The organism is Pseudoalteromonas distincta (assembly GCF_005877035.1).
GTDB classification, from domain to species: Bacteria; Pseudomonadota; Gammaproteobacteria; order Enterobacterales; family Alteromonadaceae; genus Pseudoalteromonas; species Pseudoalteromonas distincta.
This window is the reverse complement of the sequence record NZ_CP040558.1, coordinates 310,893-333,217: the sequence shown is the minus strand read 5'-3', so window position 1 is coordinate 333,217 and position 22,325 is coordinate 310,893. Positions and strand designations below refer to the sequence as shown.

Annotated in this window: 24 protein-coding genes, 3 tRNA genes and 1 riboswitch; of the genes, 5 read left to right on the top strand and 22 right to left on the bottom strand. The window is 39.9% G+C overall.

From position 1 onward, the window contains the following. Window positions 1–9 precede the first annotated feature (9 nt). From FFU37_RS01420 to FFU37_RS01375, 10 genes are all read right to left on the bottom strand, one after another. Window positions 10–780 (bottom strand): TIGR04219 family outer membrane beta-barrel protein, encoded by a 771-nt coding sequence (locus tag FFU37_RS01420; protein WP_138488536.1) that lies wholly within the window; start codon window positions 778–780, stop codon window positions 10–12. Between the two features lie 3 nt (window positions 781–783). After that, window positions 784–1,770, bottom strand: coding sequence for a DUF2333 family protein (locus FFU37_RS01415; protein ID WP_024603343.1), 987 nt, complete (start codon window positions 1,768–1,770; stop codon window positions 784–786). A gap of 8 nt (window positions 1,771–1,778) precedes the next feature. Next, window positions 1,779–2,288, bottom strand: coding sequence for a copper chaperone PCu(A)C (locus FFU37_RS01410; protein WP_370659864.1), 510 nt, complete (start codon window positions 2,286–2,288; stop codon window positions 1,779–1,781). A gap of 79 nt (window positions 2,289–2,367) precedes the next feature. After that, on the bottom strand, window positions 2,368–2,694 hold the full coding sequence (locus FFU37_RS01405; RefSeq protein WP_024595804.1) for a hypothetical protein: 327 nt from the start codon (window positions 2,692–2,694) through the stop codon (window positions 2,368–2,370). Between the two features lie 171 nt (window positions 2,695–2,865). Continuing rightward, a complete protein-coding gene (locus FFU37_RS01400) occupies window positions 2,866–3,072 on the bottom strand; it encodes a PspC domain-containing protein (protein ID WP_002957924.1) in 207 nt (68 codons plus the stop codon). 9 nt (window positions 3,073–3,081) lie between these two features. Beyond that, a complete protein-coding gene (locus tag FFU37_RS01395) occupies window positions 3,082–3,762 on the bottom strand; it encodes a PspA/IM30 family protein (RefSeq protein ID WP_138488534.1) in 681 nt (226 codons plus the stop codon). A 244-nt stretch (window positions 3,763–4,006) separates the two neighbouring features. Continuing rightward, window positions 4,007–4,939, bottom strand: coding sequence for a tRNA dihydrouridine(20/20a) synthase DusA (gene dusA / locus FFU37_RS01390; protein WP_239022725.1), 933 nt, complete (start codon window positions 4,937–4,939; stop codon window positions 4,007–4,009). A 662-nt stretch (window positions 4,940–5,601) separates the two neighbouring features. Further along, window positions 5,602–7,278, bottom strand: a complete 1,677-nt coding sequence (locus FFU37_RS01385) for a methyl-accepting chemotaxis protein (protein ID WP_239022707.1) — start codon at window positions 7,276–7,278, stop codon at window positions 5,602–5,604. 56 nt (window positions 7,279–7,334) lie between these two features. Further along, complete coding sequence (locus FFU37_RS01380; protein WP_138488532.1) at window positions 7,335–7,799, bottom strand: hypothetical protein; 465 nt, start codon at window positions 7,797–7,799, stop codon at window positions 7,335–7,337. Window positions 7,800–8,248: 449 nt separating this feature from the next. Next, window positions 8,249–8,869: a MarC family protein gene (locus FFU37_RS01375; protein WP_138488531.1), complete on the bottom strand. Its 621-nt coding sequence runs from the start codon at window positions 8,867–8,869 to the stop codon at window positions 8,249–8,251. A gap of 95 nt (window positions 8,870–8,964) precedes the next feature. Here FFU37_RS01375 and FFU37_RS01370 point away from each other — a divergent pair, with 95 nt between their 5' ends. From FFU37_RS01370 to FFU37_RS01360, 3 genes are all read left to right on the top strand, one after another. Next, window positions 8,965–9,402, top strand: a complete 438-nt coding sequence (locus FFU37_RS01370; RefSeq protein ID WP_002957918.1) for a transcriptional repressor — start codon at window positions 8,965–8,967, stop codon at window positions 9,400–9,402. 75 nt (window positions 9,403–9,477) lie between these two features. Next, window positions 9,478–9,945, top strand: coding sequence for a chemotaxis protein CheX (locus FFU37_RS01365; protein ID WP_024595807.1), 468 nt, complete (start codon window positions 9,478–9,480; stop codon window positions 9,943–9,945). Further along, window positions 9,942–10,370, top strand: a complete 429-nt coding sequence (locus FFU37_RS01360) for a secondary thiamine-phosphate synthase enzyme YjbQ (protein ID WP_138488530.1) — start codon at window positions 9,942–9,944, stop codon at window positions 10,368–10,370. Before FFU37_RS01365 ends, FFU37_RS01360 begins: the two co-directional genes overlap by 4 nt. Before the next feature lie 231 nt (window positions 10,371–10,601). On the opposite strand, the gene FFU37_RS01355 is transcribed toward FFU37_RS01360, so the two are convergent. The 4 genes from FFU37_RS01355 to orn form a co-directional block, all read right to left on the bottom strand. Next, a tRNA-Gly gene (locus tag FFU37_RS01355) sits at window positions 10,602–10,677 on the bottom strand. 43 nt (window positions 10,678–10,720) lie between these two features. Continuing rightward, window positions 10,721–10,796: transfer RNA gene (locus FFU37_RS01350), tRNA-Gly, on the bottom strand. A gap of 43 nt (window positions 10,797–10,839) precedes the next feature. Next, window positions 10,840–10,915 (bottom strand) — tRNA-Gly (locus FFU37_RS01345). A gap of 183 nt (window positions 10,916–11,098) precedes the next feature. Further along, window positions 11,099–11,644, bottom strand: coding sequence for an oligoribonuclease (orn, locus tag FFU37_RS01340; RefSeq protein ID WP_004336052.1), 546 nt, complete (start codon window positions 11,642–11,644; stop codon window positions 11,099–11,101). Between the two features lie 121 nt (window positions 11,645–11,765). On the opposite strand from orn, the gene rsgA reads away from it, so the two are divergent. Both rsgA and asd read left to right on the top strand, forming a co-directional pair. Beyond that, complete coding sequence (gene rsgA, locus FFU37_RS01335) at window positions 11,766–12,824, top strand: small ribosomal subunit biogenesis GTPase RsgA (RefSeq protein ID WP_004336055.1); 1,059 nt, start codon at window positions 11,766–11,768, stop codon at window positions 12,822–12,824. 15 nt (window positions 12,825–12,839) lie between these two features. Further along, window positions 12,840–13,706 (top strand): archaetidylserine decarboxylase, encoded by an 867-nt coding sequence (gene asd / locus FFU37_RS01330; RefSeq protein WP_175413882.1) that lies wholly within the window; start codon window positions 12,840–12,842, stop codon window positions 13,704–13,706. Window positions 13,707–14,574: 868 nt separating this feature from the next. Here asd and FFU37_RS01325 read toward each other — a convergent pair. From FFU37_RS01325 to FFU37_RS01290, 8 genes are all read right to left on the bottom strand, one after another. Then, a complete protein-coding gene (locus FFU37_RS01325) occupies window positions 14,575–15,369 on the bottom strand; it encodes a HesA/MoeB/ThiF family protein (RefSeq protein WP_138488529.1) in 795 nt (264 codons plus the stop codon). Beyond that, window positions 15,359–16,894, bottom strand: coding sequence for a thiamine phosphate synthase (thiE, locus tag FFU37_RS01320; protein ID WP_138488528.1), 1,536 nt, complete (start codon window positions 16,892–16,894; stop codon window positions 15,359–15,361). The genes FFU37_RS01325 and thiE overlap by 11 nt, the downstream gene beginning before the upstream one ends. Before the next feature lie 10 nt (window positions 16,895–16,904). Next, window positions 16,905–17,696: a thiazole synthase gene (locus FFU37_RS01315; RefSeq protein ID WP_138488527.1), complete on the bottom strand. Its 792-nt coding sequence runs from the start codon at window positions 17,694–17,696 to the stop codon at window positions 16,905–16,907. 5 nt (window positions 17,697–17,701) lie between these two features. Beyond that, window positions 17,702–17,896 carry a sulfur carrier protein ThiS gene (thiS, locus tag FFU37_RS01310; protein WP_002960781.1) on the bottom strand — a complete coding sequence of 65 codons (195 nt, stop codon included), beginning with the start codon at window positions 17,894–17,896 and terminating at the stop codon, window positions 17,702–17,704. 7 nt (window positions 17,897–17,903) lie between these two features. Continuing rightward, window positions 17,904–18,905: an FAD-dependent oxidoreductase gene (locus tag FFU37_RS01305; RefSeq protein ID WP_138488526.1), complete on the bottom strand. Its 1,002-nt coding sequence runs from the start codon at window positions 18,903–18,905 to the stop codon at window positions 17,904–17,906. Between the two features lie 106 nt (window positions 18,906–19,011). After that, window positions 19,012–20,964 carry a phosphomethylpyrimidine synthase ThiC gene (gene thiC / locus FFU37_RS01300; protein WP_039485472.1) on the bottom strand — a complete coding sequence of 651 codons (1,953 nt, stop codon included), beginning with the start codon at window positions 20,962–20,964 and terminating at the stop codon, window positions 19,012–19,014. A 140-nt stretch (window positions 20,965–21,104) separates the two neighbouring features. After that, window positions 21,105–21,219, bottom strand: a riboswitch (TPP riboswitch). 107 nt (window positions 21,220–21,326) lie between these two features. Then, window positions 21,327–21,725: an META domain-containing protein gene (locus FFU37_RS01295; RefSeq protein ID WP_032826923.1), complete on the bottom strand. Its 399-nt coding sequence runs from the start codon at window positions 21,723–21,725 to the stop codon at window positions 21,327–21,329. Window positions 21,726–21,851: 126 nt separating this feature from the next. Further along, on the bottom strand, window positions 21,852–22,250 hold the full coding sequence (locus FFU37_RS01290; RefSeq protein WP_010555268.1) for an acyl-CoA thioesterase: 399 nt from the start codon (window positions 22,248–22,250) through the stop codon (window positions 21,852–21,854). Window positions 22,251–22,325: the final 75 nt, after the last annotated feature.

Sequence of the window (22,325 nt, the reverse complement as noted above, 5' to 3'; positions counted from 1 at the left end):
AAATACTAATTAAAAGTGAACCTGAATACCCGCAAATGGGCCAGATGCATCAATATCAGTAGTAATATCATCTACATCATCAAGTTCTAATACCATAGAGCGGTAACCTGCTTTAACAGCAACATCTACTGCTAGGTTATCAATAAGTTCCCACGCTACGCCTACTTGGTAATCTTGTACTTTGCTATCGTCAATAGTCAAAAAGCTACCTTCAAAAAATACACTTAAACCAGTAAATGGTAAGCCTGCTTCGGCACGGCCATATGCAAGAGGAACAAAACCAGAGAAATCTTTTGTTTCGGTAAAGTTAGTACCACCATTTTGAGTAGTACCATTTACAACAATATCACCATCAAACTGCTTAGCATTTAAACCTAAGTCAATTGAGATTAAGTCATTATCAAAAATTTCATAATAAAAAATATAATCAATATGCGTTAAATCACTTACAGTATTTACCGTAGAGCCAACAACATAATCAGAGCCATTAAAGCTAAATGTATCTGTAAGTAGCGCAGAACCATTTAACTCAAGCTCGGTATACTTTAATTTAATATTTGGAACTAATGGTACAGGGTGCTCAAGTGCCGCGTAGTAACTTACAAAAGTCTCATCTTCAAAATTAAAATCTTGAGATGCATTATTTTTATAAGAAAATTGACCATCGTTATCTGACTTCCACCCATCAACACCTACGTATAAACCTAGTAGAGTGTCAGCTTGCGCTGCTGGTGCTAAACATGCCATTGAAAGGGCTGCTGCTAAACAATACTTTTTCATTTTTTATCCTTGAGCTAGTAGTTCGCTGAGTTCGATTAAAGCCGCATTGGCTCTAGAAATATAATTTGCCATAACTAAAGAATGGTTTGCCACATAGCCAAAACCATTGCCGTTTAAAATAAGTGGGCTCCATACTGTTTCTTGAGTCGCCTCAAGTTCACGTATGATTTGTTGTAAGCTTACACGTGCATTTTTCTTTTCAAGTACGTCATTAAAGTCATACTCTATCGCTTGTAAAAAATGCAGTAATGCCCAAGTTGCACCGCGCGACTCGTAAAACACATCGTCAATTTCCAACCATGGTGTTCTTACTTGCTGCTGCAGTGGCGCAAGCGTTGCTTGTTTATTAGATGAATTACCCGCTAAATCGGTGTTCACTTTTTCTTGGCCTACGCTCGCACTTAAACGTTGGCTTAAGCTACCTAAACGTTTTTCAGCTTCTTTAAGCCAACTACGTAAGTTATCTGCTCGTGCGTAAAATTGGCTATCGCGCTCATGCTCATTAGCAATTTGTCCACGATATACCATTAAGTAGTCAATACCTTTTTGGTACTCACCTTCGGCACTTGGCCATGCCCATGCCTCAGAGCTTATATTAAACTGCGGCTGCGCCTTTTTAAGGGCTTCATGTTCCGTTGATTGTGATTGAGAACGGCTAAAATCTTTTCGCATAGAAAGCGATAAATCACGTACCATTTCTAGTGCGCCATATTCCCACGCTGGCATATCATCCATAATAATACTTGGTGGTATTACATCATTTGATAAGTAGCCACCCGGTTTATCTAGTAAGGTATTGGCTACCGTAATTAATGTAGAAGTAGTTACATAACCCGTTACTATTTTTTCATTACGAAGCTGCGCTTGCTCTTTCGCGTTGGCAACAACGTCAAAACGTGAAGGTTCTGTGCTCCAATAAACAGCAATTGCGTAAAAAATGATAAGCAGTAAAACAATTATTCCTGCTATTTTTCCTTTATGTTGCGACATGTGTACTCCTAATGATGAGCGTGTTGAGTAGATGGTTTTGACTGCTTAGCTTGCGCTTCAAGCGACACGACTTGAGCATTAGTAAATAAGCGATTACCGTCACTAAAATATAGTGTGAGTTTACGTTCTTGTCCTACTTTTAATGGCTCTTGTGGTTCAAATGCCATTAAATGATAACCGCCAGGCTGAAAGCTGACACTTTCGTGCGCCTTAATTTCAACCGATTCAACTTGTTGCATTTTCATCATGCCGTCTACATGTGAATGCTCGTGTATTTCAACACGCCCTAAGCCATCAATAGTTGCCTTAGTTAAAGTTGCTGCGGCTCCACTGTGATTAATAAGGGTTAAATAACCTACAGTTGCAGTACTGCCAGGTAAAAACTCTCTAACTTGCGCGTTAGTTACTTCGAGCACAGCCATATCAGAACCATGATCATGCCCTGAGTGCGCCGCCAACGATGACGAAAAAAAACTAAATATTAATGCAGAAGCCATCGAAAAACATAGTTTCGTCATCATTCTTATCCTTATGAAAACTTTAAATTACAGGCTAAATTTAACATAGTTAACCTATAATAGTCAGTCAAATTAAGGATTAAGAGGCTACTTTTTTGTTATCGGCAACAAGCCAACACAACACTGCAACAAATAGTAACGGCCATGCAATCATTATAGATCCGAATAAAAGCGCTAAAACAGTCCCTGCTAATGCCACTACACCCGCACCAACTAATCCCATAGTAATTAAAGCCACTACCGCAACTACAGCAATAATTGCGGCCAAAGCACCTACAAGCTCGAGCCCAGCCCAACTAATATCAGCAATCCATAACGGCAACTGCCAAGAATCAATCTGCACAAACGTTATTAAATCAGTAAACAGTAATAAATAGATAAATACACATACTGCCAAAGCTTTCATAGTAACTCTCCTTATACCAACTGGCTTATATATGAGGTCTATTTAACGATAAGAAAATTGCGCTATAACTAGGCAAAAATTTTTATACTTAGCTGTTCTAAATTAAAATTTTTAACAACGTTATGGGTGATTTAATTCGTTAAATTGTTCAAATATTTATGCCTATTGGTATTAATACTCTTTATTTTCAAGGCAGCAATGCGCTATAAAATAGCCAAGTGCAACTGCAAACGGAAAACTCAAAAACAACAAAATAGTAACTACGCGTGTTGCCCATACCGGAAAGTCCAATCTATGGGCTAAACCACTACAAACACCCGATATTTTTTTATTCAGAGTATCTTTATACCAACCTTGTTGACGATTAAAGCTGTTCATAGCAATCTCCTAAGCAGTGTGTTTTAAATTAGTATTTAAGTTCGCCTTTAAGCGAGCCAACTCAGCATCAATTTTTTCATTTTTAACTAACGACTCAATTTGGGCACTGGTAGAGCTTGCTGTATCAGTCAGCTCATAAGCCTCTACTTGAGCTTCAATACCTTCAACACGCTGCTCTATTTGTTCAAAACGAGACAACGCATGAGCTACTTTATCGCTTTGTAGTTGCGTACTGATTCGCCCTCTAGCAATAGCAACATTATGGCGTTGCATTAACTGAGCTTGCTTAGTTTTAGCCATAGCCATTTTTTGCTGCAAGCGTTCACAATCAGACTTAATTTTTGCAATAGACTCTTGCAATGTTTCTAGTTGAGTTTGCTTATTTTCAATGCTTTCGTTAACGCGTTGCTTCTCAAGTAAAGCTGATTTAGCAAGGTCATCACTGCCCTTCTCAACCGCACGTTCTGCTTTCATTTGCCAAGCTGCTAATTCTGTTTTTTTAGTATCAATTTGGCGATTAATTACTTTCTCTTCACACAATAAAGCGGCTACTGTACTACGGCACTCATTCAATGCATCTTGCATCTCGGTAAGCATTAGGTTTAAAAGTTTTTCTGGATCTTCTGCTTTATCAAGCATGGCGACAATGTTTGATTGAATTACATCATTTACGCGGTTAAATATACCCATGGTATTCTCCTGTTGATTTTTAATTAATTTCAACAAGAAGATTCCAATAGTTGTGCCAAGTCCATCAAAAACAAAATAAAGCATTTAAAATCATAATGGTAAATAACAAACACTCTAAATTTTAGTGACTTTAAGCTGAACAACATAGAGTGGAATTGGCCAATAAATTATGATTTTGACTAATTTTTAGGATCAAAAAAGCCACTCGAAAGTGGCTTAAATTTAGAATTTTTAAAGCTTAGTTTTATTCTGGTACAAAGCTTAATGCTTTATCCATTACCGATAAATCAGCTTGCTTACCGTGACCACTTTCAGAAAGGTGGCGTCTAAAACCTCGCGCACCAGGCTGCCCCTGAAAAATACCGAGCATGTGACGTGCAATATGCCAAAAATTAGCACCCAAACGCATTTCTTCTTCAATGTAGTCATACATTGAACGCACTACATCGTGGCGTGACTGCGTATTTGCAGCATCACCATAAATTTTCTCATCAACGTCATTGAGCATAAATGGGTTGCTGTAAGCCTCACGCCCAATCATTACACCATCAATATGTTGCAAATGTTCTAGGCTCTGCTCGATTGTTTTAACACCGCCATTTAGGCTTAAGTCTAGCTGCGGATAATCTTTTTTAAGTTGATAAACACGTGGATAATCAAGCGGTGGAACCTCACGATTTTCTTTCGGGCTTAAACCATTAAGCCATGCTTTACGAGCATGAATAATAAAATCATCACACCCTACTTTATGAGACGCTTCAATAAGCGCACATAAAAACTCATACGAATCTTGCTCATCAATACCAATACGCGTTTTAACGGTAACAGGAATGTTTACTTCGTTTTTCATTGCTGCAACGCACTCAGCAACTAATTGAGGCTCAGCCATTAAACATGCGCCAAATCGACCATTTTGAACTCTGTCTGACGGGCAACCTACATTTAAATTTATTTCGTCATAGCCACGCTCACCTGCGAGCTTTGCACATTGCGCAAGCGCTTTAGGATCAGAGCCACCAAGTTGCAGTGCAACTGGGCCTTCGTGTTTATTAAAATGTAAGTAGTCGCCGCGACCAAATAAAATAGCCCCTGTGGTTATCATTTCAGTATAAAGCACAGTATGTTTAGTCATTTTGCGATGAAAAGTACGACAATGGCGATCAGTCCAATCAAGCATGGGGGCCACAGAAAAGCGTCTATCCAAAGTACATTTATTCAAAGCAAACCTCAGGGTATTAAAGTTATTAAGCACAGCTTAAAAGGCGCTGCATTTTACACAAAAGCCTAGCGAGCATCAATGTAAAGAAAACCCCTAAAAACCAAAATAACGAGCCACTCAATTAAAACAGACCATATGACTCTGCTAAAGCCTAGCTACCTATGAAGATTAAACTTTCCACAGCTATGTTTATTTTTAAATAAGGCAAAGCCTAAGGGATGTGCTCATTTGCCTATAAATAAGCGATAACCAGTATACATACCTAACAGATGTCGCTCTTTGGATTCCTCCTTGGGCGATTTTCCTTTGTTGCCTACATAGGTTTAGATAAGAGATATAGCGCAAAAAATTTGCCTGATTTTAGCGTGCTAACAAGGTTACAAACCTCACGCCGCAATTAATCTTCCATCAATAAAATAAACCTTAAAACTGAAGGCTCAATATATCAATGCGACTATTATTGATTAATTTATCTATGCGGCAGTAATGGAACTAATACAGCTGTACGCAAGACAAAAACATAACCATATTTCATAAAGCATTTATCTATCTTAGGAATATATATTTTTGCCGAGCAATAACTTAATTTCATTATCACCGCTAAGTCCAAAAAACATAATTTAAACTTTAAATTTATTCAAATTCACTCTTAAATTTGCGATGTATCGGGCAATACTTTCATTCGCTTCTGACGTATTTTTTGCACCGGTAGACGTTTCTATTGCAATGTTAGTAATATTAATCAAGTTTTGATTTATTTCACTTACAACGGCAGATTGCTCTTCTGCTGCGGTAGCAATCTGTAAGTTTAGGTCCGTAATCTCATTAACAGCAATGGCTGAGTTGGCAAATATTTCTGACGTTTGAGTACTTTTTTGCAGGCACTCGTCAGCACTGTTAATGCCTTTATTCATACTAATAACCGCATTTTTAGCTTCGCTTTGTAGACGAGTTACCAGCCCTTGTATATCAATGGTTGAAACCTGTGTTCGTTGAGCAAGCGCTCTCACTTCATCCGCAACAACTGCAAAGCCTCTACCAGTATCACCAGCGCGCGCAGCTTCTATAGCCGCATTTAAAGCAAGTAAGTTAGTTTGCTCGGCAATACTTTGTATTGTGTCTAAAACACTACCAATACTGTTCGTTTCAGTAACAAGACACTCTATTACAGAGCTTGCTTCATCTATTTCTTGAGCTAAACGCTGAATAACTACTTTTGCCTGTGAAGCTTCTGCTTTACCCTTTGCTACACGTTCTTTAACTGCTTCAGTTACGTCTGAAGCATTCTGGGTATTACTAGCAACCTCTTGAGTAGTACAATTCATTTCCTCTACAGCTGTTGAAACCATTTCTGTCTCAGCTTTTTGCTTTTCAACATTCACAACGGTTTCTTGCATAATAGTTACGGCAAACTTTGATGATTCATCTAATTGAGAGAGGTGTATATTAGCCTCGTTTATTGTTTCTCTTAGCATTAGTAAAAATTTATTAAATGCTCTAGCTGTATCTCCAATTTCATCACCAGCGCTCTCGTCAAGTTTTAAAGTTAAATCACCATCGCCATCAGCTATTTCAATCAACCTATTTTTTAGCTTATTCACTGGTAAAGCAATTGCTCGACTAATCAAATATGATAAAACAACACTAACAATGACGGAGAATATAAATATATAAAGAATTAAATGAATACCTTGTTTTTCATCATTTTCAGCTTGGAGCGCAGAATTTAAGGTAAATTGTTGGATCTGGGACAGTAAAGCTATAAGTTTTTTCTCAAATTTATCTTCTGCGACTTCTATTAACTTTATTTTATCACCCAAGCTGCCAACGGATTGCGTTTTAGTGGCCTCAATAGCGTCATTAATATTCACAGAAATACTTTGGTATTCTTTATTTAAAAGCTTCAGGTCACTCGCTAGGGAAGTAAAACTCGCTTTTGCCTTTTCACTGTGCAAATAATCAATAGAATCAGTGACAAATTTTTCAGACTTCTCAAATTCACTTTGAATCTTTTGTGTTAATGACGTGAGTTTATTCTCGATTTTTTCATTGGCTTCATCTGGCTCTAAACTTGCGTGCAATAAAGCTCGTTGAAAAAATATCGTTTGTTCTAATTTGTGCTCAGACATTTTTGAAAGCATATTGCTAAGTGGTATATCTCTCTCAGCTATGTCAACTAGCTCTATACCAATTTTATTCATTTGTATTAAAGATATAACTCCGATCACAAACATTAATAGTATTTGTGATACTCCTAGAAGGTATATTTTACTTGTAATAGACAATTTATTTAACATTTCAGACCTCTTAATAATTTAGGTTTAACCTAACTTTACAGTTACAAGTCAACACATTAAAAAGGTCTGGTAATAGCTAAACCCACAACAATTGCTTCTTCATCATCAATAAAATCGACAGCTATAGTGGGTGCAATCCCAAAATCGCCTATATGAAAATCATAAGCAGAGCTAATGCGGTATAAATCTTCATTATGGGGGTGAGATCCACCAATTCTCTCCTCACCATAGCCCACCCCTAAACGTATACTTTTAGTTGGATGATAATAGAGCGAAGCCAAAGCGACAGCAGTACCATCGCCATGATGAGCGTCATTTGTACGCTCAAATACCACTCCAGCTCCCCAATCTTGAGTAAATTTATATTCATATTCAACACCAAACGTAAACTCAGTCTCACTGTCAAAATGTGTAGTACCAATAAAAAAACCGGGAATATGCTTTACCTCATCACTGGCTTGAGCAATTGGAGCTAAAAAAGTTAATAAACATACCGTGAGCTTTACAGTTTTATTTTTCATAATTTTCTCTTTTAAATAAGGAAACAAAAAAACCTCCCACACTACATCACCGTCAGTATTCCTTATAACAAAGCTAAAATGTAATTAAATAAACTGGTAAAAAATTTATTTCATATGTGGGGCAATATCACTAGTAAATATAGGAAGGGTTTGTTGCTTAGTAAAATTTTTTATGAATTCATTTAGACTATAAATGGCGCAATTTTATTTATATAAAACATGCTTATTTTTGCAAGGAGGTAACTCTTATCACTAATAACAATATAGATTGGGGATTATATTAATACCGACTCTCTGTACAGCACTCTATAGAAAGAAGTAAGAAAACACTTAAAAACGTTCAGAGGAAGCTACGAACATATTAAGTCGTCAATAGATCATAATGATCGCTCTGACCTCAAAACAACCAATATATCGCAACGTCTTACCCCTCTAAATAGGGAATACTTTTAATTAAACACCTGCAAGCCAAAATAATGGGCTATGCCATTTAAAATATTGGTAACCGCAACCGAGCTTAAAATAAGCCCCATAATTCTACTTATTATACTTGCACCACTATCACCAATTAATTTATGTACATGTGTTGCAAGCAGTAACAAAACCAGTACAACCGCTAATACAGCAAGCATCATCGAAGACGTTAGTAACTGCTCAACCCAGGTATATTCTTCATTACGAGTCATTAATACGGCGCCTAACATAGCGCCAGGGCTCGCAATAGAGGGAATCGCAAGCGGAAAAATAGCGGTTTCAGTGCTGTCGCGTACACTTTTAATTTCGGCTTCCGGTTTACTTTCACCAAATATCATTGAGAGCGCAAAAATAAGTAATATGATACCGCCAGCTATTTGAAAAGCCGAAAGCGGAATTTCAATTGCGTTAAGTAATTGCTCACCTGCAAGTACAAAAAATAAGAGCACTAATGCAGATACGCCTACCGCTTTATATATAACTTTACGTTTAAATCTCTCATCATCACCACGTGTGACTGCAATAAATACAGGTACAGTACCAATGGGGTCAATAACCGCAAAAAAGAAAATAAATATAGCTAATAGTTCGTGCATTACTGGGTTTCCTAGGTAAAAAGCGCTTAATAAAAACGCTGCAACTACAACACAGTATGTTAGTATATCACGGTAGCATAAGGATAAGAGTAATGATGAATATAGAATCACTCGTAAGTAAAGCAAAACAAGTTTGTGACAACCGTGGCGCGCGTTTTACGCCTATCCGCGAGAAAGTATTTCGCCTATTAGCCAGCGCACAAGGTGGTGTTGGTGCATACGATTTGCTTGAGCAATTAAAAATAACTGAAACGGGTGCTAAACCTGCAACTATTTATCGTGCATTAGACTTTTTAGCTGAGCTAGGTTTTATTCATAAAATTGAAAGCACAAATGCATTTATGCTGTGTCATCATTTTGATCATATACACCCAGTACAATTGTTAATTTGCGATACCTGTGGTTTTGTCAAAGAATTACACTCGAGTGTAATTTCGCATGAGCTAAATAATTTAGCTGCCGAAGGTGGCTTTGTTGTATCAGGGCAAACAATAGAAGCACATGGTAAATGTGAATCTTGCAGAGCATCATAATCCTTCAAAGTTATCCTTAGTGACTATACTCAAACTATATAGTCATTTCACAGAACAAATTTAAGAGTAGCCACTATGAATGTAGAATTCATCAATCCCTTTTTATCTTCTTTAATTAATGTTTTGAGCACTATGGCTCAAACTCAATTGAAGCCAGGTAAACCTCGCATTAAAACTGATGAGATAGCCTGTGGTGATGTATCAGGTTTGATTGGGATGGTTGGCCCGCAAACGCGAGGATCATTTTCAATTACATTCGACGAAGAATTAGCACTCACCATCATGGAGCGTATGCTTGGCGAACGCCCTGATGCTATAGATGAAGAAGTTACCGATATGGTTGGCGAAATAACCAACATGGTGACCGGTGGTGCTAAAAATTTACTTGGCGAGAAAGGCTTCGACTTTGATATGGCAACGCCTATTGTGGTATCTGGTAAGGGTCATACAATTACTCACAAAAGCCAAGGTAAAAAAATCATCATGCCATTTAGCTGTGATGCTGGTAATGCAAACATTGAAGTTAGTTTCGATAAATTATGAGTTGGCAGCAAAAGCAAATTACATTAAAGCCTCGCCCGCGAGGTTTTCATATAATAGATGACGAAATATTGTCTCAGCTTCCAGAACTGGCGAGTTACAAAATAGGCTTGTTGCACTTATTTATTCAGCATACCTCAGCGAGCCTTACAATAAACGAAAATGCAGACCCCACTGTTCGTATGGACATGGAGAGCCATTTCAATAAATTCGTTCCTGAGCGTCAACCTTATTATCGCCACGATTATGAAGGTGACGACGACATGCCTGCACACATAAAAACCAGCACGTTAGGCTGCGAGTTAAATATTCCTATTTCAAATGGTTATTTAGCGTTAGGTACATGGCAAGGTATTTATTTAGGTGAACATCGCGATTCTGGTGGTTCTAGACGAGTTATAGCAACTATTCAAGGGGAGCTATTTTAATAAAAGCTCTCGGTTTCAAAGTATTGACTCTTTACCTCACTCATACCTCATAACTTCAAAGTACAACACCTTTATTGTAGGCGTATAGCTCGCGCGAGAAACCATAGCTTCTAACAACCAAAACTTTAATGCTGAATATTGCACAAAGAATAAAGTAGATAAGAGAGATTTTAAATTATAATTTTATTTATGATTTTTAATACAGAGAATTTTGAAAGGATATAAAAAGATTGGAGCGGTACACGAGGCTCGAACTCGTGACCTCGACCTTGGCAAGGTCGCGCTCTACCAACTGAGCTAGTACCGCATTATATTTTCATTCAACACTGCAATTTCTTTTGGTTAGAAATTGGAGCGGTACACGAGGCTCGAACTCGTGACCTCGACCTTGGCAAGGTCGCGCTCTACCAACTGAGCTAGTACCGCATTATATTTTCATTCAACACTACAATTTCTTTTGGTTAGAAATTGGAGCGGTACACGAGGCTCGAACTCGTGACCTCGACCTTGGCAAGGTCGCGCTCTACCAACTGAGCTAGTACCGCATTTTTTATTTCTTCAGTTATTTTACGTTGGTGCGCGACAGGTCGCGTTCAACATTCTAGCAACTGAGCTAGCACCACATTTATTGATGGTAATTCAATCACTCAAACACACTAACCCCGCGTGGGTTATCGTCTTGAGCGGGGCAGGATTCTACAATAATCCGATGTGTTTGCAAGTGTTTTTTACAAATTAAAGAAATTTTCTCTATAGACTTTTAATTCCATAATCGAATCTTTAATGTCATCCAAAGCAAGGTGCGAACCTTTTTTGTTCACTTTTGCAAGCACTTCAGGTTTCCAACGACGTGCTAATTCTTTAATAGTACTCACGTCAAGATTGCGGTAATGAAAAAAATCTTCAAGTTCACGCATGTATTTATTCATAAAGCGGCGGTCTTGCCCAATTGAATTACCACACATTGGTGATACACCTGCAGGCACCCACTGTTTTAAAAAATCTAACGTTTGTGCCACGGCATACTCTTCATCGAATGTACTTGCTTTACAGCGCGCTGTTAAACCCGACTTACCATGCTGCGTAGTACACCACTCGTCCATACCATTTAGTAATTCATCACTTTGATGAATAGCTATGGTTGGCCCTTCAGCTAATATATTCAGGTCTGCGTCAGTGACAACCGTCGCAATTTCGAGTATTTTATCGGTCTCTGGTTCGAGTCCTGTCATTTCAAGATCGAGCCAAATTAAATTTGATTTATTAATAGTCATAATTACCTAAGCGGTGCTTTCCTTTAGATCCAACGCATTTCGATATATCATATTAGCATCAACCGTCGAGCTAAAGCTTTTTTTAGGAAAAGCGACATTTAACTAAGGTTATAGGCCTCCAGTGGCAAAACAGAAAAAATTAAGTAAAGGCCAATCGCGTCAGATCAAGGCCAACCACCAAAAGCGCATTAATAGCGCAGACTCAAGACCAGCTAAAAAAGGCGCGCAAGAGTGGCAAACCGATAATTTAGGTCAGGTTGAAAGCGCAATTGTGATCAGTCGTTTTGGCCAACACGCCGATGTCGAAACTGAAAATGGCGATGTACTTCGTTGTAATATACGACGTACCGTGTCAAATTTAGTGTGTGGTGATGAGGTATTGTTTCGCCGTGCCAAAGTAAGTGAAGGTGATTTAGCCGGAGTAATTGAAGCCACGCAAGAGCGTCGCTCGCAACTTACCCGTCCTGACTTTTACGACGGCGTAAAAGTTATTGCAGCTAACATTGATCAAATACTCATGGTATCGGCGGTATTACCTGAGTTTACCCCAAGTATTATCGACCGCTATTTAATAGCCTGTGAAGATATGGGTATTGAGCCAATTTTAGTACTCAATAAAATAGATTTAATTGATGACGCAGGTCTTAGCGAAATACAAAAAGTTCTCGATATCTATCGTAAACTTGATTACCAAGTACTCCTTGTTAGTAATATATCGGGTAATGGTATTGATGAATTAAAAGAAGTACTTGTTGGTAAAAATAACATTTTTGTTGGCCAAAGTGGTGTGGGTAAATCAACCCTCGTTAATACTGTATTACCTAACGCTGAAATATTAACTAAAGAAGTATCTGAAAACAGCGGCTTAGGACAGCACACAACAACTGTTTCACGCCTTCACCATTTACCAAGTGGCGGTAACCTAATCGACTCACCAGGAATTCGTGAGTTTGGTTTATGGCATTTAGATGTTGAGCGTGTAACCTGGTGCTTTAAAGAGTTTAGAGAATTTATAGGCGGATGCCGCTTTAGAGACTGTAAACATTTAAACGATCCGGGCTGTATAGTTAAAGAAGCTGTAGCAGATGGCAAAATTTCTCAATTGCGCTTTGACAGCTACCACCGAATTTTAGAAACAATGGCCGATGGCCGTGCAGGCGCCCGTGCGCCTCGCGTATAATTTAGGATAAATACTGTGAGTTTAGACAAATTTAAAATCGCAATGCAGTACGCAATGCCAAAACATTTTATTTCACGCGTAGTCGGTAAATTAGCCGCAGCTAAAGCAGGCGCTTTAACAACGACTTTAATTAAACTATTTATTAAGCAATATAAAGTAGATATGAGCGAAGCCCAATACCCAGATCCGGCTCATTATAAAAGCTTTAATGAATTTTTTACTCGCCCTTTAAAAGACGGCATGCGCCCAATGGTAGAAGATAGCGATATCATCATTCATCCAGTGGATGGCGCAATCAGCCAGCTAGGCGATATTGTTGACGGACAGCTAATACAAGCTAAAGGTCACGATTACAGCTTACAAGCGCTACTAGGCGGCTCACAAGATGATACAACACCATTTTTAGGCGGTAAGTTTGCAACGATTTATTTAGCACCTAAAGATTACCATCGTATTCATATGCCAATTGATGGCACACTAAGCAAAATGATTTACGTGCCAGGTGATTTATTTTCAGTAAACCCACTTACCGCGCAAAACGTGCCTAACTTGTTTGCGCGTAATGAACGAGTAGTAGCAATTTTTGAAACTGAGATTGGTCCGCTTGCTATGGTACTTGTTGGCGCAACAATTGTAGCCAGCATAGAAACGATTTGGGCAGGTACTGTCACGCCACCAGCAGGTAGCGATGTATTTAGTTGGAAATACCCAACCACTGGCGATAACGCCATCATGCTTAAAAAGGGTGAAGAAATGGGTCGCTTTAAATTAGGCTCTACTGTGGTACTTGCATGGGGTGCTGATAAAGCTGAAATACTGGAAGATCAACTACCAGAAGTGGTTACTCGCTTAGGTACTGCGTTTGCAAAAATTAACGACTAAATCAATCGTTAATTAGAAATCAAAAAACCGCGTTATTTAAACGCGGTTTTTTATTTTTGTAGGCGCAAAGCCTGCTTACGCGAAAAGCGCAGCGCCCTCTTAACCTCTTTGTGAATAAATCACTTAAAACCTTATTGCACAAAGAGAAGTAAAAGAGGAGTAAATGAGAAGACATAAAACATAGTAATTATTTTTTTTTACTTCTCTAAAGCGCAGCGCCCTCTTAGCCTCTTTGTGAATAAATCACTTAAAACCTTATTGCACAAAGAGAAGTAAAAGAGGAGTAAATGAGAAGACATAAAACATAGTAATTATTTATTTTTACTTCTCTAAAGCGAAGCGCCCTCTTAACCTCTTTGTGAATAAATCACTTAAGATCTTATTGCACAAATAGGAGTAAATGAGAAGACACCAAAGCATAGAAATTACGAGCTTTGCTCGTCACGCCAGCAAGCTGTGCGTCTACAAGTTTGGTGCAAAAGTTTGATATGTTGTAGGCGTGAAGCTTGCTCACGCGAAAAGCGCAGCTTTTGGCTTATAAGTAATTGCAAGCTGCACCGTTTATATCTTTATGGACTTCGCCCATCACGCCAGCAAGCTGTGCGTCTACAAGTCTGGCGCAGAAGTTTGATATGTCTTAGACGTAGAGCTTGCTCACGTTAAAGCATCAGTTTTTGGTTTATATGTAATTGCAGGCTTATAGCGTTTATATTTTTATGGACTTAGTCCATCACGCCAGCAAGCTGTGTGTCTACAAGTTTGGTGCAAAAGTTTGATATGTTGTAGACGTAGAGCTTTCTCACGCGAAAAGCGCAGCTTTTAATTCTTTAACGCTACATTTAATAAAAGGCACAACTCCCTTCAAAACCTATTTACCACACTCTTTACACTCTAAATCTTTAATCACTTTAAAGTGCTGTTGCTTTAAAGTAAGCGCATCAAAGGTTATAAACACACTTCCCTCTGCATGCCCCAGCAATAAATTGAGCGTAAGTTGCGCCTGCATAGAGCCTATTACACCAAGTAGCGCGCTAATTACTCCTGCGTTACTGCAATTGATAACCGATGTAGCTTCGCTTTGTGGAAAAACACAGCCATAACATGGGCTATCACTTTGCCTAAAATCAAAGCCCATTAACTGCCCTTTGGTTGCGAGTGCAGCACCCGAAATTAACGGTGTTTTATTAGCAATACAATAACGGTTAACACTATAGCGAGTACTAAAGTTATCAGAGCAATCTAGTACGATGTCAGCACCTTTTAGCATGTTAGCTGCATTACTCTCATCTAACTTTTGGCAATGCGTTACTATCTCTATTTGATTATTAAGACTCGCTAATACTTTACCCGCCGCAGCGACCTTGTTTTGCCCTAAGTGGTTTATTTTATAAAGCACTTGGCGCTGTAAGTTTGAAAGCTCCACCTCATCATCGTCAATTAAAATAAGCGTTCCAACACCCGCAGCGGCTAAATATAAAAGTGCGGGGCTACCTAACCCGCCAGCCCCCACTACTGCAACCGTTGAGGATTTAAGTGCTAATTGCCCTTCAAGCCCAACTTCTTCAAGCAATAAATGGCGGCTGTAACGCAGGGTTTCTTTATCGCTTAGCTCACTACGTTTATCAGCCTTGTTAGTATTACCCTTGTTAGTTTTAATTGGCACTGCTTATGGCCACTTGCAGAGCGCTTATAGCCTCTACGTAATTATTAGCTTCGGTAATCGCACGCACTACGGCAACACTGCCTACGCCTGTTTTAGCTACCTGCTCAGCACGGCTTAAATCAATACCGCCTATTGCTACTGTTGGGTAACTTTGCATAAGTGGTACAAACTTAATCAGTTTTTCAAGGCCTTGTATTTGCCCTGTCATATCTTTTGTTGTGGTTGGGTAAATAGCGCCAAATGCCATATAACTAGGGCGATAATTATGCGCACGTAGCATTTCATAAAAACCATGAGTAGAAAGCCCAAGCCTTAATCCAGCGTCTTTAATCGCCGCTAAATTAGCAATGTCTAAATCCTCTTGCCCTAAATGCACACCATACGCACCATGTTTAATAGCTAACTGCCAGTAGTCGTTTATAAATACCTGTGCGTTGTATTTCTTGCCCAGCTCAACAGCTTGCTTAATGAGCTCATCCAGCTCGTCTTGCGTTTTATTTTTAACGCGTAACTGCGCTGTTTTAATGCCTTGTTGTAAGCACTTTTCTAGCCAATCTGTGCTATCTACAACTGCATATAAGCCAAGCGACTTACTTTCACAAGGTGCAAAATCAGCAGCCATATTAAAATCAAGCGGCACATCAAAATCTAGTTCATCGCCCAGCCAGCTACCGGGCTCAATTACTTGTGGGTAGTCAGCTAAATTAGTGGGGAACGATGTATGAGCAACCGGTCCAATCCCTTCGCCGTAGCGTACCGACTGTTTTAGCCCTTGGTTTATATACGCTTTAGCTAAAATAAAGGCATCTTTTAATGGGTAGTCTTTAGCTAAACACGCAGCAATGACCGAAGCCATGCTACACCCGGTGCCGTGGTTATGCGGGGTTTGTATTTTTTGATTGCCTAACCAGTATTCTTCACCATTTTGCGTATTACTATCAATACAATAATCAATGCAGTAGCCACTTGGGTAATCCCAATGCCCGCCTTTAATAACAACAGCTTTTGCCCCCCAGCTTAATAGCTTATTAGCCGCTTCTTTTATTGCAGCCGGGCCAATTAAATACACACCGGTTAATAACTGTGTTTCGTGGGTGTTTGGGGTTATTACATCCACCAGCGGCAGTAGGCATTCTTTTATTGCACTGACGGTGTCTTCTTCTGTTAGTAAGTCACCGCTTGAGGCAATCGCAACAGGGTCATATACAATAACGGGAGGCACAGGCCACTTAGCTTTATAGTGGCTTATATGTTCGCTGATCAGCTGAATTTGCTGCACATTGGCAAGCATGCCAATTTTTATTACTTTGGCTTTCATGTCTTTTTCAAGCGCTAGTAACTGCGATTCAATAATATCGGTAGACACCGCATTAATAGCTTCTACGCCTAAACTATTTTGTGCAGTAAGCGCCGTAATTGCCGTGCAGCCATGTACACCAAAACTTTGCATTGCTTTTATATCAGCTTGAATACCGGCACCGCCGCCCGAATCAGAACCGGCAATTGTCCACACTACGTTATTCATATTCTCTCCTTCACTGCTGATGCCAAAATGGCATACCCATTGTAGGGGTTGATGGGGCTGCAACGTCTTTTTCAGGCATTGCTTTTGCTTGATATGCAAAGCGCCCTGCTTCAACTGCGGCTTTAAATGCGCGGCTCATAGTAATTGGGCAACCCGCCCCTGCAATGGCTGAATTTAATAATACCGCATCATACCCCATTTCGAGTGCTTGGCAGGCATGCGATGGCAAACCTAAACCTGCATCTACTATTAATGTGGTATCGGGTAAACGCTCTCGAATAGTTTTTAAATTATAGCTATTTAACAAGCCTTTACCGGTGCCTATTGGCGCCCCCCACGGCATAAGCACCTCACACCCTAGCTCATTTAAACGCTGGCAAAGTACTAAGTCATCGGTGCAATAAGGCAATACTTTAAAGCCATCATTAATTAATATTTTTGTGGCTTCAAGTAACGCAAAAGGGTCAGGCTGTAAATTGTAATCATCGCCAATCAGCTCCAGCTTAATCCAGTCGGTGGCAAATACCTCTCGGCACATTTTTGCAAGTGTAATCGCCTCTTTTACACTGTGGCACCCTGCAGTATTAGGGAGTATTTTTAAGCCTGTATTTTTTATTAACTGCCAAAAGTCATCACCGGCTGCTGCACTTTGTTGGCGCCTAAGCGACACGGTTACAATTTCAGCACCAGAGGCGACTATCGATTGGGTCATGATATCAGGCGACGGATAAAGCGCAGAGCCTATTAATAAACGGCTATTTACTTGCTCACCGTAAATAGTTAAACAGTCTTTAGTTTGCATGAGCTTTATCCGCCTTGAATGGGTGACAGCAACTCAACACTGTCGCCTTCATTAAGTACATAGTTACTGTGCCGACTTTGTGGAATAAATTCGCCATTAACAGCCACAGCAAAAGGCGCAACTGCACCAAAACTTTGAAGTACCTCAACGAGCGCTTTGCTATTAACATTAAGTAGCTCGCCATTAATTGTAATGTTCATTTTATTCTCACTCTATTCGTGAAACTACTTGCGCCACTAATGCCGGTGCCAGCATATAACCATGACGATATAAGCCGTTAATGCTAATTACATTGCCAACTTGTGATACTTCTGGGCGGTTATCGCTAAATGCAGGGCGTAATCCGGTTTGAATATTAAGTAGCCGTGCTTCGGCAAATCCGCTGTGTACGGTATAAGCCGCTGAAAGTAACTCAAGAGTTGATCGCACTGTTGCGGCGCCGCTATCTTGCGATTCTATTTCGGTCGCACCAATTACATATTCATGATTAGGTTTAGGCGCTATATAAATTGGGTAACGCGGATGCATTAAACGTACAGGTCGCGTTAAATTTACTTCAGGTGCATATAGTCTTGCTACTTCACCGCGCACACCTCTAAGCGGTTTATCGCTTTTAGCACCAAGCCCACGACAATCTATAATATAGTCAAATGGCCGATTATTTATTTCGCCGTTTTTAATGGTTACGCGCTGGTTAAACACACACTTAACTTTGCGCTTGTTGAGCATGCTAAAACTTGCTTTATAAAAGGCTTGGTTATCTATTTGCCCCTCGCAGGGTAAAAATAGACCTTGATTAAACCGATTAGCAAGCTCTGGCTCTAACTGCGCTATTTGCTGAGCATTCAATGCCTGAGCGCTTTGCCCTGCTATAGGCTTTATTCTCTGGGTAAAGCTTTGTAGATCGCCTTTATCTTGCTGATGCGCAACGACCAATGTGCCTTGCTGCTGAAAAAACACATCCCCCTCAAGTCCACTCACTATTTCTGGCCAGCGCTTCATTGAATCAAGCCCCATTAAAGCTAAATCAGCCTCGCATAACACCGACTCAGCCAGCGGTGCCAGCATGGCTGCTGCCACTTTACCGGCGCTATTTGGGGTTTGCTCATCGTCTGCTTCAAACACCGTTACATGATGTAACTTACTTAGCTCAAGGGCAGCTAAGCGCCCTGCTAAACCAAAACCCACCACTGCAATGTTATAAAACATAAAACCTCCAAAAGCAGTTATTAGTAGGTGCGAATTCACTCGCACTTCTTCAATATTTAAAGAAGCGAGGTATAAAACCTCACCTACATCTGTATCTAACTTCTTGCTATACCGCTTTGTGGTAAATTTCTGAGCCTGTTTGCTTAAACTGGGCAGATTTAGCTTTCATTTCGGCTTCTACATCAATCATTTTTATTTCAATAGCGTCGCCAGCGTCATTTGGATCAATACCGCGTGTTTCTAAATCTTTAGCGTAATCGCGTACTTCTTGGCTAATTTTCATAGAGCAAAATTTAGGGCCACACATAGAACAAAAGTGAGCCACTTTGCCTGACTCTTGCGGCAGGGTTTCGTCGTGATACTCACGAGCACGCTCTGGATCTAAACCAATATTAAATTGATCATGCCATCTAAACTCAAAACGTGCTTTTGATAGCGCATTATCGCGCTCTTGCGCGCCTGGGTGGCCTTTTGCTAAATCGGCGGCGTGCGCTGCAATTTTGTAGGTAATTAAGCCTTCTTTAACATCTTCTTTATTTGGCAAACCTAAATGCTCTTTAGGTGTTACATAGCAAAGCATTGCACAGCCGTACCATGCTATTTGAGCGGCACCAATACCAGAAGTAATATGATCGTACCCTGGTGCAATATCGGTCGTTAGCGGGCCTAAAGTGTAAAATGGCGCTTCGTCGCAATGCTTTAATTGCTCGTCCATATTGGCTTTAATCATATGCATTGGCACATGTCCTGGACCTTCAATAAATACCTGCACGTCGTGCTTCCACGCAATTTTAGTCAGTTCACCTAATGTGCGCAGCTCACTAAACTGTGCTTCATCGTTGGCATCAGCAATCGAACCAGGTCGAAGTCCATCACCGAGTGAAAAACACACATCGTATTGTTTTAAAATTTCACAAATGTCTTCAAAGTGAGTGTATAAAAAGTTTTCTTTATGATGCGCTAAACACCACTTAGCCATAATTGAGCCACCGCGCGACACAATACCGGTTACACGTTTAGCCGTCATTGGTACGTAACGAAGCAGTACACCGGCATGAATAGTAAAGTAATCAACGCCCTGCTCGGCTTGCTCTATAAGCGTATCGCGGAAAATCTCCCACGTTAAATCCTCAGCTACACCGTTTACTTTTTCAAGCGCTTGATAAATCGGTACTGTGCCAATAGGTACAGGCGAGTTACGTACAACCCATTCGCGCGTTTCGTGAATGTAACGCCCCGTTGATAAGTCCATCACGGTGTCTGCGCCCCAGCGGGTAGACCACACCATTTTTTCTACTTCTTCTTCAATAGATGAGCTAACCGATGAGTTACCAATGTTGGCATTAACCTTTACTAAAAAGTTACGACCTACAATCATAGGCTCTGTTTCTGGGTGGTTTATATTATTTGGTAAAATAGCGCGACCACGGGCTATTTCGTCGCGTACAAACTCTGGGGTAATAAATTCAGGAATACTCGCACCAAACGACTCGCCTTTATGCTGCGCGGCAAGTAATTCTTTACGAATTTCTGCACGTCCCATATTTTCACGAACAGCTACGTATTCCATTTCAGGGGTAATAATCCCTTGGCGTGCGTAGTGCATTTGCGTTACGTTTTTGCCTGTTTTACCACGGCGAATTTTTGGAAGGTGATCAAAGCGAATATGATCCAGCCCTTCATCTGCCATGCGCTGCTGCGAAAACTGCGACGTCACTGATTCTAAAATTTCAGTGTCACCACGGCTTTCAATCCATTGTTCACGAAATTTTGGTAAGCCTTTGCGCACGTCTAGTTCAAAATTAGGATCGGTATACGGGCCCGACGTATCGTAAACACGTAGCGGATCGTTTGACTCATAAACAGGGTTTTCATCTGTACCGCCAATAAACGTATCACTTAACGTGATTTCACGCATACCAACGCGCACGCCTGGTTGAGTACCTTCAACGTATACTTTATGAGAATTTGGGAACGGTTGACCCGTTAAGTTATAAATATATTCAGACGCGGCAGCACGAGTTTCTCGGCGTGACGCTTTATTTGTAGTATTTGACATGACTTGCCTCATTGCTTAAGGGTTGTCTTGTCAGATATTCCGAGGAATAGAGAAAGATCGTAAAGTAGCGTACATGCTACTTTGCAGCCTAAAAAATAAATCACTTTATTGTGCGCATAAAAAAAGACGCACAAGCGTCCCATTTTAGGCAGCTTGTTCCCTACGCAGGTATTAACCTGATCAGGTTCACGGATCCCGCTTTCGCGATCTCAGCCAAAAACTAATTCCTTAGCTTTGGCACTCCGACAAGTATTGATATATAAATTTTGTTCGTCGATTCGAAGGTATTATTCAACAAATCTGCGCTGAGTGTACGTCAGTTAAAAACTGCCCGCAAGGGGCTGTTTTTCAAAAACTTAAAATTATTTAGGGATAAACACAAATGTTTGCTCGCCTTGCATGACTAATTGCTGGTCTTGCATTTTAAGCTCGGCACCTTGCTTTAAGGCTTGTAATAACTGCTGCTCAAACTCATCAAGCTCTTCGCCGCACGACTTGCGCGTCATTCCTAATTTACTTACGGTAAGGTTACTTTCTTCAAGCGAGCCTTCACCAAAAAATTTGTTACAGCCAGCAAAACCGTTTACTTGCAGTGCTTCAATAAAGCTCATTGATGCATTAAACGAAGGTGGAATTGCTAAACCATCAACACGTGATAATTGCCATTGGGTGTATTTAAGCTGCTCACTGGTAACCGTCCCTGTTGATGCGCAACCAACACATAAACCGACTATAAGCATCGGTATTGCTGCTAATTTCATGCTACTACTAACTAATTGTCTAATTAATGTAATAGTAACAATATTTATGCCCTTTATCCGTTAAAAATGCATGTTTTAAATGTAAATTTTTGTTCTATGATAGTTCAAAAGTTATGCGATTAAGTACTAAGTTGTAGTTTTAAATACGTTATCTATTTGCTCAGGTAAAAATGGCCTACCTTTTTCATTAACAGACGTTCCTATAACCAGTGCATTGAGCATTACTTTTTCATCGCTTTTACGTATAACCGTTTGCTTAAACGCAAATTTTAAACGACTAATACGCTGCGGCTCCACAGCCACATAAAATTCATCACCTGGTAATAGTGAATGTTTATAGTCCATTTCGCTGCGCATCACGACTAGGTTAATTTTATCTTTCGCTAATTGAGCAAAATCAATACCGTGTGCGTACAAGAATTCATGGCGAGCATGCTCTAAATAATTAAAATAAACACTGTTATTTACGATACCTTGTAAGTCACATTCGTAATCACGTACTTTGAAGTCAACTTTAAAGGTCATATTAGTAATCCTGATTATTTAACGTATAATTGCCGCGTTTATAGCACATGTGTTTAAATAATTGCTACCATACGA

Bases quoted from the DNA above. Each gene is read 5' to 3' on its own strand.
- FFU37_RS01420 (WP_138488536.1), bottom strand. From the start codon at position 780: ATGAAAAAGTATTGTTTAGCAGCAGCCCTTTCAATGGCATGTTTAGCA.
- FFU37_RS01415 (WP_024603343.1), bottom strand. From the start codon at position 1,770: ATGTCGCAACATAAAGGAAAAATAGCAGGAATAATTGTTTTACTGCTT.
- FFU37_RS01410 (WP_370659864.1), bottom strand. From the start codon at position 2,288: ATGACGAAACTATGTTTTTCGATGGCTTCTGCATTAATATTTAGTTTT.
- FFU37_RS01405 (WP_024595804.1), bottom strand. From the start codon at position 2,694: ATGAAAGCTTTGGCAGTATGTGTATTTATCTATTTATTACTGTTTACT.
- FFU37_RS01400 (WP_002957924.1), bottom strand. From the start codon at position 3,072: ATGAACAGCTTTAATCGTCAACAAGGTTGGTATAAAGATACTCTGAAT.
- FFU37_RS01395 (WP_138488534.1), bottom strand. From the start codon at position 3,762: ATGGGTATATTTAACCGCGTAAATGATGTAATTCAATCAAACATTGTC.
- dusA (WP_239022725.1), bottom strand. From the start codon at position 4,939: ATGCTTGATTGGACTGATCGCCATTGTCGTACTTTTCATCGCAAAATG.
- FFU37_RS01385 (WP_239022707.1), bottom strand. From the start codon at position 7,278: ATGTTAAATAAATTGTCTATTACAAGTAAAATATACCTTCTAGGAGTA.
- FFU37_RS01380 (WP_138488532.1), bottom strand. From the start codon at position 7,799: ATGAAAAATAAAACTGTAAAGCTCACGGTATGTTTATTAACTTTTTTA.
- FFU37_RS01375 (WP_138488531.1), bottom strand. From the start codon at position 8,869: ATGCACGAACTATTAGCTATATTTATTTTCTTTTTTGCGGTTATTGAC.
- FFU37_RS01370 (WP_002957918.1), top strand. From the start codon at position 8,965: ATGAATATAGAATCACTCGTAAGTAAAGCAAAACAAGTTTGTGACAAC.
- FFU37_RS01365 (WP_024595807.1), top strand. From the start codon at position 9,478: ATGAATGTAGAATTCATCAATCCCTTTTTATCTTCTTTAATTAATGTT.
- FFU37_RS01360 (WP_138488530.1), top strand. From the start codon at position 9,942: ATGAGTTGGCAGCAAAAGCAAATTACATTAAAGCCTCGCCCGCGAGGT.
- orn (WP_004336052.1), bottom strand. From the start codon at position 11,644: ATGACTATTAATAAATCAAATTTAATTTGGCTCGATCTTGAAATGACA.
- thiE (WP_138488528.1), bottom strand. From the start codon at position 16,894: ATGAATAACGTAGTGTGGACAATTGCCGGTTCTGATTCGGGCGGCGGT.
- FFU37_RS01315 (WP_138488527.1), bottom strand. From the start codon at position 17,696: ATGCAAACTAAAGACTGTTTAACTATTTACGGTGAGCAAGTAAATAGC.
- thiS (WP_002960781.1), bottom strand. From the start codon at position 17,896: ATGAACATTACAATTAATGGCGAGCTACTTAATGTTAATAGCAAAGCG.
- FFU37_RS01305 (WP_138488526.1), bottom strand. From the start codon at position 18,905: ATGTTTTATAACATTGCAGTGGTGGGTTTTGGTTTAGCAGGGCGCTTA.
- thiC (WP_039485472.1), bottom strand. From the start codon at position 20,964: ATGTCAAATACTACAAATAAAGCGTCACGCCGAGAAACTCGTGCTGCC.
- FFU37_RS01295 (WP_032826923.1), bottom strand. From the start codon at position 21,725: ATGAAATTAGCAGCAATACCGATGCTTATAGTCGGTTTATGTGTTGGT.
- FFU37_RS01290 (WP_010555268.1), bottom strand. From the start codon at position 22,250: ATGACCTTTAAAGTTGACTTCAAAGTACGTGATTACGAATGTGACTTA.